Source organism: Sneathiella sedimenti, from assembly GCF_017313765.1.
Lineage (GTDB): Bacteria > Pseudomonadota > Alphaproteobacteria > Sneathiellales > Sneathiellaceae > Sneathiella > Sneathiella sedimenti.
In genome coordinates this window covers 556,216-573,383 of the sequence record NZ_JAFLNC010000002.1, presented here as the reverse complement: position 1 = coordinate 573,383, position 17,168 = coordinate 556,216, and the positions used below count along the sequence as shown (strand labels likewise).

Below are 17,168 nucleotides of genomic sequence, written 5' to 3'. Positions count from 1 at the left end.
GCACAAAAACGGTCAGCTTCCGCACCGGGAGCGACTGTTTAGCACAGGAATTCCACCCCGACAAGAGGCGAGTTTAGCGATTTCTCCGGCGCTTAACGCTTGCCCGGAATATCGATGTCGCGGTGGATATAGACGCTCATGATCATGCCAAAGCCGATGAGCAGGGTCAGCATCGCCGTCCCGCCATAGGAAATCAGCGGCAGCGGCACGCCGACCACCGGTACCATTCCCATGACCATGGCGACATTGATAAAGATATAGAGGAAGAAGATGCCGGTCATGCCAATGGCCAGCAGCTTGCCGAAATGGTTGCGCGACCGGTAGGCGATGGCGTAGCCATAGGCAATCAGCAGGATATAGAGCGCAAACAGCAACAGCCCGCCGACCATGCCAAATTCCTCTGCCAGCATACTGAAGATAAAGTCAGTGCGCATTTCGGGCAGATAGTTGAGATGGCTCTGCGTGCCCTGCAGGAGCCCCTTGCCGAACACCCCGCCGGAGCCGAGCGCGATCTTCGATTGCAGGATATGATAGCCCGCGCCAAGGGGGTCATTCTCCGGGTTGAGGAAGGTAAGAACGCGCTTTTTCTGATACTCATGCAGGAACTGGAAGGCGAAGAAACCGGCCGGAATGGCCGTGCCGATTACCACCGCAAATTTCCACAGGCGCACCCCGGCAACAAAAAAGACGATCCCCGCCCCCGCCGCAAGCAAAAGCGCCGTGCCGAGGTCAGGCTGGCGCAAGACCAGCGCCACCGGCGCCAGCACCAGCAGGATCGGCGGGATCAGCCAGCGAATCCGGCGCACATCCTCCAGGCCGATATTGTGGAAATACCGGGCCAGCGCCAGGATAATCGCGATTTTCATCACCTCGGACGGTTGCAGCTGGAACGGCCCGAAGTCGATCCATCGCCGCGCGCCCATGCCGATGACGCCCATTACCTCGACCGCACCGAGCAATATCAGCGCAATGGCGTAAAGCGGATAGGCGAGATTGAGCCAGACCCGTATGTCGACGAGGGCGACCACGAACATCAGGATCAGGCCGACCCCGAAGCGCATCATCTGTCGTGAGGCCCAGGGCTCCAGATTGCCGTTGGCCGCCGAATACAGCATCAGGAAGCCGATGGACGCGGTTGCGCAGATCAGCAGGACAAAGCCCCAGTTGATATCCCAGATTTTCCGCGACAGCGGCAGCTGGACATTCTTGGCGCCAAGTTCCCTAAGCATCGCCGCCTCCGTTCTGGCGGCGGATGGCGATATCATAGCTCGGCTTGCGCAATGGATCGAGACGGAGCGTCTCCTGCAACAGGTCGCGGGCAATCGGCGCCGCCGCAGCGGAGCCACTGCCGCCATGCTCGACAATTACGGAAACCGCATAGCGCGGATCGTCAAAGGGCGCATAGCCGACAAAGAGGGCGTGGTCCCGCTCCTCCCACGGTTTTTCATCGGATTTCCGCACCCCTTCGATGCGTTCCTTGCGGGTAATACGGCGAACCTGCGCGGTGCCGGTCTTGCCCGCCATTTCCCAGCCCTCGACGCGGATTTTCGCGGCACGCGCCGACCCGCGCGGACCGTTCACCACTTTATACATGCCATTAAGAACATGCTTTAAGGACTTCTGGCTAATCCCTAAATCAAGGTTTTCGAGTTCCGGTTCCGGATGTGGCAGAACCGCCCCTTCCAGGATGTCACCGGTGATCGACCGTACAAGGCGCGGCGACACCTTCTTACCGCCATTGGCAAGACGCGCCGTCATTACCGCCAGCTGCAACGGGGTGGTCAGCACATAGCCCTGACCGATCCCGGTGTTATAGGTTTCGCCGAGCTGCCAGGGCACTCCCTGCACCGCCAGTTTCCAGGCCTTGGTCGGGATCAGGCCATCCCGCTCACCCAGCATGTCGATATGGAGTTCCTCGCCAAGGCCGAAGCGATGGGCCATCTCGGCGATGTTGTCGACGCCAACCTTGCGGGCGATGTCATAGAAATAGATATCGCAGGACTGGGAAATCGCGTCTTCCAGGTTGAGCTTGCCATGGCCGCCGCGTTTCCAGCAATGGAAGCGATGCTTGCCCAGCTGTGTATGACCATTGCAGAAAACCTGGTGTCCCGCGGTGACCACCCCGGCCTCAAGCGCCGCCAGGGCGACGATCATCTTGAAGGTCGAGCCGGGCGGATACTGCCCGCCGACCGCCTTGTTACCGAGCGGGCGTTTGGGATCGTCGATCAGGGCTTTCCACTCAGTGGAGCTTATGCCGCGGGCAAAGGCATTCGGATCAAAGGAGGGTACGGATACCATCGAGAGGATATCGCCCGAATGAATGTCGATCACGACCGCCGCTGCGCTCTCCTCGCCCATGCGGCGCACCGCGAATTCCTGGAGCTGCTTGTCGATGGTGAGGATCGCGTCATTGCCCGGTTTCCCCTCCTGACGGTTCAACTCCCGGATGATCCGGCCATAGGCATTTGCCTCGACCCGACTGAGGCCGGCCTTGCCGCGCAGGGTTTTATCGTAATATTTCTCGATCCCGCTCTTGCCGATGCGAAATTCCGGCAACTCGAGAAGCGGGTCATACTCCTGGCTTTGCAGGTCCTTTTCCGACACCGCACCGACATACCCGACAATATGGCCAAACAGCTTGCCATAGGGATAATCACGGGTCGAGCCGACATCCATCTGGATACCCGGCAGGTCGGGGCTGTTTACATTGATGCGGGCGAACTGTTCCCAGGTCAGGTTATCGACCACGGGAATGGGGACGAAACTCCGCTTGCGCTTGACGTCCTTCAGGACACGCTCTCGGTCGATCATTTCCCGCGGGACGAACTGCTCCAGTGCATCAAGGGTGGCCTCCACACTCTTGGTCTGTTCCGGGATCAGCACAACGCGATAATTATGGCGGTTACTGGCAACCTCGAGCCCGAAACGGTCAACGATACGGCCCCGGAGCGGCGGCAGCAGCCGGAGATTCATCCGGTTTTCATCGGCCATTGTCGAATATTCATCCGAGTGAATGACCTGCAGATAGTAAAGACGCCCGGCCAGCGCCGACATCAGCACGGCCTGCCCGCCCGCCATCAGGAGCGAGCGGCGGGTAAAGACCTTGCCTTTTTCCTTATGCTGGTCGCCGGCCATCAGGTCAGCCTCAACAGGTTATTCTGGAGCATGCCAAATCCCCAGGCAAACAGCGGGAACACCAGCAGCGACAGCGCATACTGTACCAGGATCGGCGTCAGCGGCAGAATGGCCAGCGAATAGAGGCAGGCAATGATCCAGCTTAAAATGGCAATTATGAAGGCAATCAGGAAATAGCCAAACCAGGTGAGGACAAAGGCCTTGCCGATAAATATCCGCCGCTGCGACACCGCAATGGCATGGATCAGCAGATAGAGAAAGGACGACAGGCCGAGCGGCGCCCCGGTCAGGAAATCGGATAAAAGCCCCAGCACGAAGCAGAGCGGCGCGCCCATCAGGTATGGCCGGTGGATGCTCCAGTAGAAGACGGAAATGGCGGCGAAGGACGGGGTGACAATGGCATAGCCGGAAATCCCGATCGGAACCACACTCATCAGCGCCAGCAGTACCGTTATCGCGAACGGCACACTGCCGCGCAATAGCCGGTTAAACTGATAGGCGAGAGTCTGGCTCACTTTGCATCCAATCTGCTTTCGCCAAGATCGCCGGGGTTCATGTCCGGGCTGCTCATGCCCGGCAAATCATAGCGCAACACGCTGACATATTCCAGACGGGTCCAGTCGGCATAGGCCTGCACGCGGATGCCCCGTTCCGTGACGGAAGATACAAACCCGATGGGGCGTCCGGCCGGCAACATACCGCCATCACCTGACGTAACCACGCGGTCACCCGGCGCGACCTTCGCATTGGTCGGCAGGAAGTCGAGCAGCGGCGAGGACGAGTTGTCCCCTACCAGGATTCCTTTATGGCGCGACTTCTCCATGACCACGGGAATGCGGGAGTTAAGGTCCGTCAGAAGCAGGACCCGCGCCGAACGTTCCCCCACCTCGGCGATGCGGCCAACAAGACCCAGCGGCGCCACCACGGCCTGCCCGACCCGGACCCCGTCCCGCCGTCCGGCGTTCAGTAGCAAGGTTCGGACAAATGGACCACCGGAGTCGCCGACCACGCGCGCCGTGATCGGCAGCACCAGCGGATCGGAAAGCGCGTTCAGCAATTGGCGAAAATTCTCGTTCTCCTGCTCCAGCGTGCGGCCGGCGGCCTGCCACTTCAGAAGGCGGGCGTTTTCTTCGCGGAGACGTTCATTCTCCTCGATCAGGCTGGTCAGCTTCTGGACACGGGCGACCCCCTTGTGGAAGGCGTCGACGGGCTCAGAGATGGTGGCGAGGATCGGGGCAAGAAAATCGGTGGCGGTGGTCCGCATCTTCTCCACCACGCCGATATTGGCCTTGCCGAGAAATAGAAGTGCAATGGCGAGGGAAATCAGCGCAAGGAAAGCGGAACGCTGAATAATCGTTTTCAGCGGCCATGCCAGTTTAAAGACCTTACCCTGTCGAGGTGCCATCTATCTGCCCTCCGGACCGAAATTCCGTTTGTCCAAGGGTTTAGTTTTCTCCGCTCAAAACGTGGCGGAGCGTTTTAATCTCTTCGAGCGCCCGGCCCGTGCCGATAGCGACGCAGGAAAGCGGCTCCTCGGCGATGGAAACGGGAAGACCCGTGGCCTGACGCAAAACATGATCAAAATTGCCAAGAAGCGAGCCGCCGCCGGTCAGGATAATGCCCTTGTCAACGATATCGGCGGCCAGTTCCGGCGCAGTATGTTCCAGGGCGACCTTCACGGCCTCGATAATGGCGCCCACAGGCTCAGCCAGGCTTTCGGCGATCTGCCGCTGGCTGATAATCAGCTCCTTGGGCACGCCATTCATCAGGTCGCGACCGCGGATTTCCATGGTCTCGCCTTCGCCGTCCTCTGGCGCACAGGCGGATCCGATCAGCTTCTTGATCCGCTCGGCCGAGCTTTCGCCGACCAGCAGGTTATGATTGCGGCGGATATAGGCGATGATCGCCTCATCCATCTTGTCGCCGCCAACGCGGACGCTTTTTGAGTACACAATACCGCCAAGGGAGAGAACCGCGACTTCCGTCGTCCCGCCGCCGATATCGACGACCATGGAGCCGGTCGGCTCGGTCACAGGTAGCCCGGCGCCGATCGCGGCGGCCATTGGCTCGTCAATCAGGATCGCCTGACGCGCACCGGCATTCTCGGCCGCCTCCTTGATCGCCTTGCGTTCAACGGCGGTGGATCCCGACGGAACGCAGATAATAATCAGCGGACGGGCAAAACTACGGCGGTGATGGACTTTCTGGATAAAGTGACGGATCATTTCCTCGGCAATCTCGAAATCGGCGATAACACCGTCGCGAAGGGGTCGAATTGCCTCGATATTGCCCGGCGTCCGGCCCAGCATCATCTTCGCTTCGTCGCCAACGGCGAGAACCTGTTTTTTGCCCTTGCTATGCAGGATTGCCACAACCGAAGGTTCATTCAATACGATACCGCGGCCCTTGACATAAACCAGCGTATTCGCGGTTCCAAGGTCGATGGCCATATCGGCTGACATCCAGCCGAGTAATCCGTTTAACATTAAGCTGCCTCACACACTCATTTCAAGGAATCCGGCACCCGGACCCCGCATTTTTCACACTACGCGCACCAACATCCTATATCTGCTACAGACCGGTCAAAATGCGTCTCCTGCCTGAGGTGCCGACACCCGCGCCCTATGCCACCTGTGACGCCTGTTTGCACAGCCATTGGCAACATCGAACAATCATTGCAGAAGATAGTTAATTTTTTCCCACCATACGCAGACAAATACGATTTTTTCTCAACTTCAGGCAACTGATTTGTAAAGCAGATGGGACAATTACGCAAATGTCATTAACCATAATTTGAATAGAATATTCGAAAAATTCCCGCCATTAACCCTTCCCCGAGACCCGTCGCGTCATAAAAAAAGCCGGGCCAACAGCCGGCTTTTCAAGTTGAGGGCCAGTAAGGCCTTATGTTCACGGATATATCGACGTAAACGGCCCGCCGTCAGACCAGACGGTCGAGGCTGACGTTCAGCGCTTCGGCAATTTTCTTCATCACTTCGGTCGTTCCCGCCCGCCGGTCGGTTTCAAGCTGGCTTATATAGGCCTGCGAGACGCCGGCCGCCTCGGCGAGCTGCTTTCCGGTCAGGCCGCGATGCTCGCGATAGACCCGCAGCGGATTCTCTCCTTTGCGCAGCTTTTCCCGAATCTCGGGCAGGACAACCGCCTTCTTCCTTGAAAAGAGCGTAGCCGTCATCTGCGGCTCCGCCTCCGCTTCCGCCGGTTCCGGTTCCTGCTGCAGCTCCGTCATTTTCTGTTCAAGCGCATCGACCCGCTCCTGCAGGGCCTGCATCCTCTCCTCGAGATCGGCAATTTTCTTTTCCTTGTCTGGGCTCTGGATAGACACCTCCACGTTTTGCGGGGTCCAGGGCGCGTAGCCAGGACTGGCCGCGGTAACAGGTCCTAGAATCCGTCCCATTGGCATTTTCGTCTCTTCAGCCATCGTCCTCACCGAAATTTGTTATACCACTGGACCCATATATAGCATTTTGTTATATAAATTGCAACAGGAATTATAACTAACTGCTATATTCACCCGGCAAGGCCGGTCTATGCCTGCTGTGCAAAACTGGCAAAAAGCGCCTCATACTGGCTATCCAGAAGCCCGATTGCCCGCACATATTTATCGCCGCAATCCTCAATTTCAATTTGCAATTGAGTAAATTTATCCGCGCTATTTTCGGTCTCATTCCGGAGTATCCGAAAGAACTCGTCAAAATTGGTACCATATTGCAGGCAAATCTCGATTGCTTTTCCCTCGAAGCCTTTCAGCAGCTCCGGCCCAGTCATGAAGGGTAGCGCCTTGAAAATATCGAAGGTCCCGTACCCGTTCTTGAGCAGAGTCAGGCGCAGCTGGCGTTCCACCTCCTCACGACCAGGCGGCAACGGCTGGTGCAGAATGTGGGCCAGCTTTTCGCGCTGGACATTGCTCTCGACCAGCACCCCTTTTACGATAAGGATATTTTCCGCGATGTTGCGGTTTCGCAGATAGTCGGCATTGCGACCGCTGAGGACATTCTGCAGGAAGATGCCGCCGAAACCGAATATGGCCGTAATAACGATGACGACAATCTGGATGATTTCCAGGTTTATCCGATGGAACTCGGCAATAAACAGCGCGCAAATACCTAGCGTCGCGGCCATAAAGCCGACGAAAAACCCCAAGAACCCTATCCAGCCCCATTTTCTCAGCATCGCGCCGTCTACTATGCCGAAAAACAGGGGATTTCACAATATTAAATTGAAAGAGGGCCGCGCCAGTAATCGCTGGCCATTTCCCAAACGGCCAAAAAAAAGCCGGCACAGAGGCCGGCTTTTGATCCTGTGACGTATAAAAACGCCTAGTTCTTGGATTTGTCGACCAGGCGGCCTTCCGCGATCCAGGGCATCATGGCGCGCAGTCGCTCGCCGACTTCCTCGATCTGGTGGGCGTCGTTGCGGGCACGGATCGCCTTGAAGCTGGTCTGGCGGGCCTTGTTCTCCAGCATCCAGTCACGGGTAAATTTACCCGTCTGGATATCATCCAGAACACGCTTCATTTCCGCCTTGGTTTCCGACGTTACAATTCGCGGACCGGTGACATATTCGCCATATTCCGCGGTGTTGGAAATGGAGTAGTTCATGTTGGCGATGCCGCCTTCATAAATCAGGTCAACAATCAGCTTCACTTCATGCAGGCACTCGAAATAGGCCATTTCCGGCGCATAACCGCCCTCGACCAGTGTTTCGAAGCCGGCGCGGATCAGCTCAACCAGACCACCACAGAGAACGGCCTGTTCGCCGAAGAGGTCGGTTTCGCACTCTTCCTTGAAGCTGGTCTCGATGATGCCGGCGCGGCCGCCACCGATTGCGGAGGCATAGGACAGCGCGATATCGAGCGCGTTGCCGGAGGCGTCCTGATGAACAGCAACAAGGCAGGGCACGCCGCCGCCGCGCTGATACTCGGAGCGAACCGTATGGCCGGGGCCCTTCGGCGCGATCATGAAAACATCCATGTCGGCGCGCGGCACGATCAGGTTGAAATGCACATTCAGGCCGTGGGCGAAGACAAGCGCCGCGCCGTCCTTCATGTTCGGCGCGAGTTCCTCTTCATAGATGTCCGCCTGCAGCTCGTCCGGCGTCAGCATCATGATCACGTCGCCCCATTTGGCAGCGTCTGCCGGGGTCATGACCTTAAGGCCCGCACCTTCCGCCTTGGTCGCAGAGGTCGATCCCGCGCGAAGCGCGACGGCCACTTCCTTGACACCGGAATCCTTCAGGTTGTTGGCATGGGCATGGCCCTGGCTGCCATAGCCGACGATGACAACTTTCTTGCCTTTGATCAGATTTACATCGGCATCGCTGTCGTAGTAAACGCGCATCCTATTTATCCTTCTCGATTATAAACTTCTGTCCGTATTCAAATTCTGTTGTGAACCGCCCTAGATGACATCGGTGCCGCGGTGAACCGCGACCACCCCGGTCCGGCAGACTTCCGCCTTGCCGAGCGGTTCCATCAGGCCGATGAAAGCCTTTACCTTGTCGGGAACACCCGTCACCTCAAAGACAAAGGAATCCTCCGTGGTGTCGACGGCGCGGGCGCGAAAAATATCCGCCATGCGCAGCGCCTCTACCCGTTTCTCGCCCTTGCTGACCACCTTGACGAGGGCCATCTCGCGCTCCACGCTTGGCCCGTCGATGGTCAGGTCGGCAATCTTGTGAACCGGCACCAGGCGTCCGAGCTGTGCCTTGATCTGCTCGATCACCATCGCCGTTCCCGTGGTGACGATGGTAATCCGCGACAGGTTCTCCGTCTCGTCCACTCGAGCCACTGTCAGGCTCTCGATATTATATCCGCGACCGGAGAAAAGGCCGACCACGCGCGCCAGTACACCGAACTCATTATCGACGAGAACGGAGATGGTATGGCGGAATATTTCGGTATCTTCAGTCATTATCCAGACAACCCCTTTGCAAGCGCGGGTCTCTTGTAAACCAGCATAAGCGTTAAATCCATAGCTTTTCGAATGAAATTCGGTGGAAACTAGACCAGCGACAAACCATCAGAGGTGACTTTCGGTCCGGCACCATCGGCTTCGCCGCCGAGCAGCATCTCGTTATGCGCGGCCCCGGACGGCACCATCGGGAAAACATTCTCCGCCTTGTCGACGATCATGTCCACCACGACCGGCCCCTTGATGGCGATCATTTCCTTGATGCAGTCATCCACCTTGTCCGGATCGGTACAACGCAATCCGGTGGAACCAAACGCCTCCGCCAGCTTCACGAAATCGGGCAGGCTCTCCATATAGCTTTCCGAATAGCGTCCGCCATGCAGCAGTTCCTGCCACTGGCGGACCATGCCCATATACTCATTGTTGAGAATGAACACCTTCACCGGCAGGCGGTACTGCAGGATGGTCGAGAGTTCCTGGATATTCATCATGGTCGAGGCCTCGCCGGCAACATCGACAACAAGCGCGTCCGGATGGGCAATCTGCACGCCCATGGCGGCCGGCAGGCCATAGCCCATGGTGCCAAGCCCGCCCGATGTCATCCAGCGGTTCGGCTCCTCGAATTGCAGATACTGCGCCGCCCACATCTGGTGCTGTCCGACCTCGGTGGTGAAATAGCGATCCATCCCCTTGGTCAGCTCGTTAAGGCGCTGAAGCGCATATTGCGGCTTGATCGCCTTACCCTTCTGCTCGAACTTCAGGCAGTCTTTCGCGCGCCATTCCTGGATCTGCGCCCACCATTTTTTCGTCGCCCCCGCTTCCGGCTTGTGAACTTCCGATTTCCAGACCTTGATCATGTCTTCCAGAACATGGGCAACATCCCCGACAATCGGGATATCGACCTGGATGTTCTTGTTGATCGAGGAGGGGTCGATGTCGATATGGATTTTCTTCGACTTCGGCGAGAAGGCATCGAGCCGTCCCGTGATCCGGTCATCGAAGCGCGCGCCGATGCAAACCATGACATCGCAGTCATGCATGGCGTTGTTGGCCTCATAGGTGCCGTGCATCCCGAGCATTCCGAGGAACTGCTTGTCGGACGCCGGATAGGCACCGAGGCCCATCAGGGTGTTGGTGATCGGATGGCCGGTCAGGCGAACCAGCTGGGTCAACAGCTTCGACGCCTTGGGGCCGGAATTGATAACGCCGCCACCGGTATAGAAGATCGGCCGTTTCGCGTTTGAGATCAGCTTCACCGCCGCCTTGATTGCCTTCAGGTCGCCCTTGACCTGCGGCTTGTAGCTCTTGTGCTTGACCATTGACGGCGGGAGATATTTGCCCGACGCCAGCTGAACGTCCTTCGGCAAGTCGATGACAATCGGGCCCGGACGGCCATTTGTCGCGACATAGAAGGCCTCATGCACCGTGCGGGCGAGATCATTCGCATCCTTCACCAGGTAGTTATGCTTGGTGACGGGACGCGTGATGCCGACGGTATCGGCCTCCTGAAACGCATCATTGCCAATCATATGGGTGGCCACCTGCCCGGTCAGGCAGATAACGGGAATGCTGTCCATCAGCGCGTCGGCCAGGCCGGTCACCGCATTGGTCGCACCGGGGCCCGAGGTAACGAGCACGACGCCCGGCTTCCCGGTGGAACGGGCATAGCCTTCCGCCGCATGCACCGCGCCGCCTTCCTGGCGGACGAGAATATGGCGAATGCTGTTCTGCTTGAAAATTTCATCATAGAGCGGAAGCACGGCGCCGCCAGGATACCCAAAAATCACCTCCACGCCCTGATCCTTAAGCGCTTTGATTACTATTTCTGCTCCTGTCATTTCCTGGTTCGCCATTTGCCTGATCCTAATCTTTTTGCTTGGCCGTCTCGGTTTGCTTGCAATAGAAAAAAAGCGCCCGGCACTATACCGGGCGTTACTTTCGGGCCAAATAGGTATGGCCCCAGCTGAGGAAACTAGACTTTCAATCCTCTGTCGTCAACAAAAATCGACGAATAAATGAAAAGAATTCTGACTTTAAACTTTCCAAATCTTGCGTAGAAGAGCGATTTGCTTCGCACATCTTATTCCGGACCCAGGTTAACTGCCGTTTCGCGTAGCGCCGGGTCAGCATCTTGATTCGATCCACCGCGTCCGCCTGCGCGAGCCTGCCCTCCAGCACCGCAATCAGCTCGGGCACGCCCAGCGCCTTCATCGCCGGTAGCGCGGGATCGAGCTTGCGGCCCATCAGCGCGCGCACCTCCTCCAGCGCGCCGCCTTCCGCCACCATCCAGTCGAGGCGGCGGTTGCAGCGTTCATACAGCCATTCCCGGTCCGGGGTCAGGGCGAGCCAGAGCCGCGGGCCCTGCAGAACATCGCCCGAGGGGCTGCGCTTCTGCCAGTCACCAAGCGGAGTGCCGGTCTCCTCCACCACCTCCAGTGCCCGCAAGAGCCGCTGGCTGTCCCCTTCATTGAGGCGGGCCGCCATGTCCGGGTCTTTCTCCGCCAGCATCCTGTGGATAACGGCATTGCCCTCCCGCTTGTGAAGCTCCCGCAGGCGTCGCCTCACCTCGTCAGAGATAGCCGGGATGTCGGCGATGCCCTTGGTCAGGATATCGAAGTAGAGCCCCGTTCCGCCGACGATCACGGGCAGCTTTCCGGCGGCGCGCACACGCTCGATCTCCGCGAGCGCCATATCGCGCCAGCGCGCGGCGTTACAGTAATCGGCCGGGTCGAGCACGCCGTAGAGCCGATGCGGCACGCGGGCTTCCTCTTCCGCGCTCGGCCGGGCGGTCAGGACACGCAGGCCGCTATAAACCTGCATGCTGTCCGCATTGATGATGACACCGTCAAATTCCTCTGCTATGGCAATGGCCAGCGCGGATTTACCGCTGGCAGTGGGTCCGGCCAACAGGACCGCCCCCGCCTGGCGCTGAATTGGCGATGCATTTTTATCCGTCAAGGAATTGTAGCCTCACGTTATGACACAGAAATCGGTTCTCACCCTTGTCGCTGATCATACAGCGCAACCAACAATTCGCAATATCGCCGACACCGCCCGGCAAACCCTGATCGAGGCCGGGGCCGACTGCGCCGCGCCGGACTGGCTAGACACGGACCGCGCCGTCGACATCCTGTTTGACGGGCTGGATACAGAGGCGGCAAAACCGCGCCTAGAGGCGGCGGGGCTGCTCACGGAGATCGACTACTGCCTGCAACCGTCGGGCTTTCGCCGCAAGAAGCTGTTCCTGGCCGACATGGACAGCACCATTATCACCGTTGAATGTATCGACGAGCTGGCCGACTTCGCGGGCTTCCGCGAGGAAGTCTCGGCGATTACCGAACGGGCGATGAATGGGGAGCTTGATTTCAACGAGGCCTTTCGCGCCCGTGTCGCCATGCTGAAGGGCCTCCGCGAAGAGATCCTGCAGCAGGTGTTTGAGGAGCGTGTCACCCTGACCCCCGGCGCACGGACCCTGGTGCAAACCATGCGGGCGAGCGGCACCTACACCGCGCTTGTCTCCGGCGGCTTCACCTTTTTCACCAGCCGGGTCCGCGAAATTGTCGGGTTCCATATGGATATGAGTAACGAGCTTCTGTTCGACGATGGCGCCCTCACCGGCGTCGCGGCGGAGCCGATCCTCAATTCCAGCGCCAAGCTCAACACGCTGGAATCCCTGCGTCATGAATATTCGCTCAGACGGGAGGAAACGGCGGCGATCGGCGACGGCGCCAACGATATACCGATGATCGAGGCGGCGGGACTAGGTGTGGCCTACCACGCGAAGGCCAAGGCCGCAGCGGCGGCGGATGCGACCATCCGTTTCGGGGACCTGACCACCCTCCTCTATTACCAGGGGTACCGGCGAAGCGAATTCGTCCAGGCATAAAAAATGGCGCCGCCTCGTCCGAGGGGCGCCATCCTTTCTGGGGTCAGCTAAAACCTAGCTTTCCTTGTTCAGCTTCAGGGCGATGAAGCGGGAGTTATCGCCGCGCTTCAGAAGCAGAAGGACAGATTTCTTGTCCGTCTCCTGAATTTCGGCAATCCGTTCCTTCATCTGGTCGGGACTTGATACCGGCTCAAGCTGCGCCTCGGCCACGATATCACCGGGGCGGATGCCCTTCTCGGCGGCTTCGGAGTTCGGATCGACATCCGTCACCACGACGCCATTGACATCGGGGCCGATGCTGAACTGCTCCCGCATGCTGTCATTGATCGCGGCCAGTTTCATGCCCAGCAGTTCCACCTTGTCGCTGTTGCCGGGAGCCGAGGGAGAGGCGCTCGCCATCGCGGTTTCCGCTTTCTCAAGCTCTCCAAGAGTCACTTCCTTGGTCACGATCTCGCCGCTCCGCCACAGTTCTACCTTCACCTCGGAGCCAACCTTGGATTCCGCCACCAAGCGGGAAAGTTCCCGTGGTTCGCCGACCTTTTCGCCGTTGAACTTCAGGATCACGTCACCGGCCTTGACGCCCGCCTTGAACGCAGGGCCATCCTCCGGAACACCGGCAACGAGAACGCCGTCGGTATCTTTCAGGTCAAGCCCTTCGGCAATTTCCTCGGTCACCGGCTGAATAACAACGCCGAGCCAGCCACGGCTGGTCTTGCCAAACTCGATAAGCTGCGCAACGACCGGGACCGCCAGTTCGGATGGAACCGCGAAGCCAATGCCGATGCTGCCACCGGACTGGGAGAAAATCGCTGTGTTGATGCCGATAACCTCACCGTCCATGTTGAACAGCGGACCGCCGGAGTTGCCCTTGTTGATGGAGGCGTCCGTCTGAATATAGTCATCATAGGGGCCGGAGCGGATATCGCGACCGCGCGCCGAGATAATACCTGCCGTCACCGTGCCGCCAAGACCATAGGGGTTCCCGATGGCCAGCACCCAGTCGCCGACGCGGGAATCATCACTGTCACCCCAGCCGACATCGACCAGCGGATATTCCTTGGGATCAATCTTCAGAACCGCGATGTCTGTTTTCGGGTCTGTCCCGACCACGGTGGCCGCCAACTTCTCGCCATCCTTGAAAATGACCTTGATCTCTTCTGCGCCGTCAATCACGTGATTATTGGTAATCACATAACCATCCTTCGCATCGATCACGAAACCGGAGCCGAGGGACGTGGCCTTGCGTTCGCGCTGCTCGCCATTCTTGTCCTTGTTTCCGAATTCCTTGAAGAAATCCTCGAACGGATGACCATCGGGAAGTTTCGGGAAGCCGCCGCTTGGACCTTTTACGGTCTGGGTCGTCGAGATATTGACAACCGCCGGGGAGAGCTTCTCCACGAGATCGGCAAAACTGTCCGGCGCCGGCCGCGCCTTCACATTAAATGAAAAAACGGTCATCAATGTGAGAACCGTCAAGGTTGATATGATGACCGCACCATATTTACGCGCACGCTGCGCATGATCCGCTATGGCTCGAGCATCAATCTCCGCCGATTTTGGCAGTGCTGAGTATCGGTTATACAAGTCCATCTTCCTTCTATAATTCGATTCTCTGCCGGGGTCCAAAGATCGCGAGCAGAGGATCAACTGACAATATTAGCCCCTCTTTTTTATCCACCAGCGCTATTGTCCGGTGCATTGTGCTGTATGTACCTAGAAATCAATTAAGGCAGAAATGTGCAATTGAAACCCGTTTGTCAAGAAATGTTGGTTAAATGCAAAATTCCATTAATTTCAAATCACATACCCGCGCTATCCGCGGATAAGCCAGACGAAAACGACGCCGAGGATCGCCGAAACCAGGCCGAAAATACGCAAGAGATGGCTTGGAGTATTAAGTGCCGAAACCATCATCCGCTTCATGCCGTCGGGAAACAGGGCATAGAGCGCGCCTTCAAAAAACAGCACCAACGCCGCCGCCAGCAAAATATCCGTTACCACGCGTCCCGCCTCTTGTAAAAAACGGCCCGCAGTCAGATACGGGCCGTTTTAAAACTGTTACCTATTTGTCTTCTTCAGAGGTGACACTCTGTCGATCGAAATATTTGAAGAACTGCGATGTCGGTGACAGCACCATGGTTGTGTCTGAGTCCGACATCGATCCGCGATAGGCCTGCATGGAGCGGTAGAAGGCGAAGAAATCCTCGTCCTTGCCGAACGCGTCAGCGAAGATACGGTTCTTTTCCCCATCGCCTTCACCACGCAGGATTTCTGAATCCTTCCGGGCATTGGCGATCAGGACCGTGCGTTCCTTGTCTGCATTGGCCGTGATCCGCTGGGCGATTTCCGCACCCGTTGCCCGGATTTCCTTGGCTTCCTGCTCACGCTGGGACCGCATCCGGTCAAAGACCTTCTCGCTGTTTTCCTTCGGCAGGTCGGCCCGAACGATCCGCACATCGATCACGTCAATGCCGGATGCCTTGGCTTCCGTGTTCACCTGTTCCCGGATCTGGTTCATCAGGTTAGACCGCTCGCCCGAAACGATATTGTTCAGGGACTGGCGACCGAGGTTCTGCCGGAGCTGCGAGTTCAGGATCGTTTCCAGTCGCGCATAGGCGATCTGGATATTGCCATAGGACTGGTAATACTGCAGCGGGTTGGCGATACGGAACCGGGCAAAGCTATCCACCATCAGGCGCTTCTGGTCCCGTGTCACGACTTCTTCACGCTGTGTGCTGACGGACAGGACACGCTTGTCCACATAGACAACATCCTGCACGAAGGGGAGCTTGAAGTTAAGCCCCGGTTCCTGGATAACCTTTTGCGGCTTACCAAACTGCATGACGATCGCCTGCTCAGTCTGATAAACGGTAAAGAGGGCACTGGAAGCAACCACACCGATAGCCACCAGCAAAATGGCGATAACTGTCAAAACTGTCTTATTCATTTCTTGATCGCCCCTTTCTGCAGTTCATTGAGCGGCAGGTAGGGAACAACGCCTTGCGCTCCGTCCTTACCAATATCAATGATCATTTTCTGCTTACCTGTGAACACTTCCTGCAGCGTCTCAAGATAGATACGCTGACGCGTCACATAAGGCGCCTTGGCATATTCGTTATAGATGGAAATAAAGCGCGCCGCCTCACCTTCGGCTTCGGCAATCACACGCTGCTTATAACCTTCGGCTTCCTGACGGATCATTTCCGCCTGACCACGGGCCCGCGGGATGATGTCGTTGGCGTAGGCCAGCGCTTCGTTCTGCGCCCGCTCCTTGTCGGCCTCGGCGGCCTGCACATCGCGGAACGCGGCAATCACCTGACTCGGTGGTTCCGCATTTTTAAGCTGTACCTGCAGAATGGAAACGCCCGCGCCATATTCGTCGAGCACTTCCTGAAGCCGTTTCAACACTTCCGTCTCGACCAATAGCCGGCCTTCGGTAATGGCCGCCGTCAGGTCCGTGCGCCCGATTACCTCACGCATGGCGCTCTCGCCTACTGCCTTGATGGTGAGCTCCGGCTGATCGACGTTAAAGAGGAACTTGCCGGCATCGGCGATCCGCCAGAGTACCGTAAAGCCGACATCGACGATATTCTCGTCGCCGGTCAGCATCAGACTTTCCGCCTCAACCGGAGTCGATCCGCCACCGCGCGTCGGGCGGAAGCCGATCTCGACACTGTTAACCTTCGTTACCTCAGGCGTCAGCACCGTCTCAATCGGATACGGCAGATGATAGTTCAGGCCGGGCTGGGTTGTTTCCGACCATTTGCCGAAGCGAAGAACAACGCCCTGCTCTGTGGTCTCAACCTTGTAAAAGCCGCTGATCAGCCATGCACACAGAATAACCAGCAAAAGAATGATGATGCCGATCTTGCCGCCACCGCCACCGGGGATGATATCTCTCAACCGATCCTGGCCCTTCTTGATGATATCTTCCAGATTGGGGGGCTGCTGACCGCTCGGCCCCTGCCCCCAAGGTCCGCGGTTACCACCGCCGCCTTGCCAGCCTCCGTCGTTGCCACCCTGATTACTCCAAGGCATAGAATTGCATCTCCTTCATTGATACGCTGATTTGCGCGTTTGCTAACTTTATCTAGTCGCGTTATATGACACCCTGCAACATTCTGCAACGTAACACGGTCAAGAGAGGTGCTTTATTTCTCCCAACCCGTGATCCTGCAGACTTTTTATTATATGCCTACCATTTTGTGTCCGAAGCG

General features: G+C 57.7%; 16 protein-coding genes. 1 reads left to right on the top strand and 15 read right to left on the bottom strand.

Annotated elements, in window-relative coordinates; genetic code table 11:
• Window positions 1-92: 92 nt before the first annotated feature.
• The 11 genes from rodA to miaA form a co-directional block, all read right to left on the bottom strand.
• On the bottom strand, window positions 93-1,229 hold the full coding sequence (rodA, locus tag J0X12_RS07860; protein ID WP_207043921.1) for a rod shape-determining protein RodA: 1,137 nt from the start codon (window positions 1,227-1,229) through the stop codon (window positions 93-95).
• Window positions 1,222-3,135 carry a penicillin-binding protein 2 gene (mrdA, locus tag J0X12_RS07855; RefSeq protein ID WP_207043919.1) on the bottom strand — a complete coding sequence of 638 codons (1,914 nt, stop codon included), beginning with the start codon at window positions 3,133-3,135 and terminating at the stop codon, window positions 1,222-1,224. The genes rodA and mrdA overlap by 8 nt, the downstream gene beginning before the upstream one ends.
• Entirely contained in the window at window positions 3,135-3,650 is a 516-nt protein-coding gene (mreD, locus tag J0X12_RS07850) for a rod shape-determining protein MreD (RefSeq protein WP_207043917.1), read from the bottom strand. The genes mrdA and mreD overlap by 1 nt, the downstream gene beginning before the upstream one ends.
• Complete coding sequence (gene mreC / locus J0X12_RS07845) at window positions 3,647-4,540, bottom strand: rod shape-determining protein MreC (RefSeq protein WP_207043915.1); 894 nt, start codon at window positions 4,538-4,540, stop codon at window positions 3,647-3,649. The genes mreD and mreC overlap by 4 nt, the downstream gene beginning before the upstream one ends.
• Window positions 4,541-4,580: 40 nt before the next feature.
• Window positions 4,581-5,621, bottom strand: coding sequence for a rod shape-determining protein (locus J0X12_RS07840; RefSeq protein ID WP_237688037.1), 1,041 nt, complete (start codon window positions 5,619-5,621; stop codon window positions 4,581-4,583).
• Window positions 5,622-6,076: 455 nt separating this feature from the next.
• On the bottom strand, window positions 6,077-6,574 hold the full coding sequence (locus tag J0X12_RS07835) for a helix-turn-helix domain-containing protein (protein ID WP_207043913.1): 498 nt from the start codon (window positions 6,572-6,574) through the stop codon (window positions 6,077-6,079).
• Window positions 6,575-6,681: 107 nt separating this feature from the next.
• Window positions 6,682-7,326 carry a hypothetical protein gene (locus J0X12_RS07830; RefSeq protein WP_207043912.1) on the bottom strand — a complete coding sequence of 215 codons (645 nt, stop codon included), beginning with the start codon at window positions 7,324-7,326 and terminating at the stop codon, window positions 6,682-6,684.
• Between the two features lie 146 nt (window positions 7,327-7,472).
• Window positions 7,473-8,492, bottom strand: a complete 1,020-nt coding sequence (gene ilvC / locus J0X12_RS07825; protein WP_207043908.1) for a ketol-acid reductoisomerase — start codon at window positions 8,490-8,492, stop codon at window positions 7,473-7,475.
• 60 nt (window positions 8,493-8,552) lie between these two features.
• Window positions 8,553-9,065, bottom strand: coding sequence for an acetolactate synthase small subunit (gene ilvN / locus J0X12_RS07820; RefSeq protein ID WP_207043905.1), 513 nt, complete (start codon window positions 9,063-9,065; stop codon window positions 8,553-8,555).
• Window positions 9,066-9,154: 89 nt separating this feature from the next.
• Window positions 9,155-10,918 (bottom strand): acetolactate synthase 3 large subunit, encoded by a 1,764-nt coding sequence (locus tag J0X12_RS07815; protein ID WP_207043894.1) that lies wholly within the window; start codon window positions 10,916-10,918, stop codon window positions 9,155-9,157.
• Window positions 10,919-11,045: 127 nt separating this feature from the next.
• Window positions 11,046-12,023: a tRNA (adenosine(37)-N6)-dimethylallyltransferase MiaA gene (gene miaA / locus J0X12_RS07810; protein WP_207043892.1), complete on the bottom strand. Its 978-nt coding sequence runs from the start codon at window positions 12,021-12,023 to the stop codon at window positions 11,046-11,048.
• Between the two features lie 19 nt (window positions 12,024-12,042).
• On the opposite strand from miaA, the gene serB reads away from it, so the two are divergent.
• Window positions 12,043-12,951, top strand: a complete 909-nt coding sequence (gene serB / locus J0X12_RS07805) for a phosphoserine phosphatase SerB (RefSeq protein WP_207043891.1) — start codon at window positions 12,043-12,045, stop codon at window positions 12,949-12,951.
• A gap of 54 nt (window positions 12,952-13,005) precedes the next feature.
• Here serB and J0X12_RS07800 read toward each other — a convergent pair whose 3' ends face one another.
• From J0X12_RS07800 to hflK, 4 genes are all read right to left on the bottom strand, one after another.
• Complete coding sequence (locus J0X12_RS07800) at window positions 13,006-14,541, bottom strand: DegQ family serine endoprotease (RefSeq protein ID WP_207043889.1); 1,536 nt, start codon at window positions 14,539-14,541, stop codon at window positions 13,006-13,008.
• A gap of 222 nt (window positions 14,542-14,763) precedes the next feature.
• Window positions 14,764-14,952 (bottom strand): DUF2065 domain-containing protein, encoded by a 189-nt coding sequence (locus J0X12_RS07795; protein WP_207043888.1) that lies wholly within the window; start codon window positions 14,950-14,952, stop codon window positions 14,764-14,766.
• Window positions 14,953-15,013: 61 nt separating this feature from the next.
• Window positions 15,014-15,898 (bottom strand): protease modulator HflC, encoded by an 885-nt coding sequence (gene hflC, locus J0X12_RS07790; protein ID WP_207043886.1) that lies wholly within the window; start codon window positions 15,896-15,898, stop codon window positions 15,014-15,016.
• Window positions 15,895-16,989, bottom strand: a complete 1,095-nt coding sequence (gene hflK / locus J0X12_RS07785) for an FtsH protease activity modulator HflK (RefSeq protein ID WP_207043884.1) — start codon at window positions 16,987-16,989, stop codon at window positions 15,895-15,897. The genes hflC and hflK overlap by 4 nt, the downstream gene beginning before the upstream one ends.
• Window positions 16,990-17,168 lie beyond the last annotated feature (179 nt).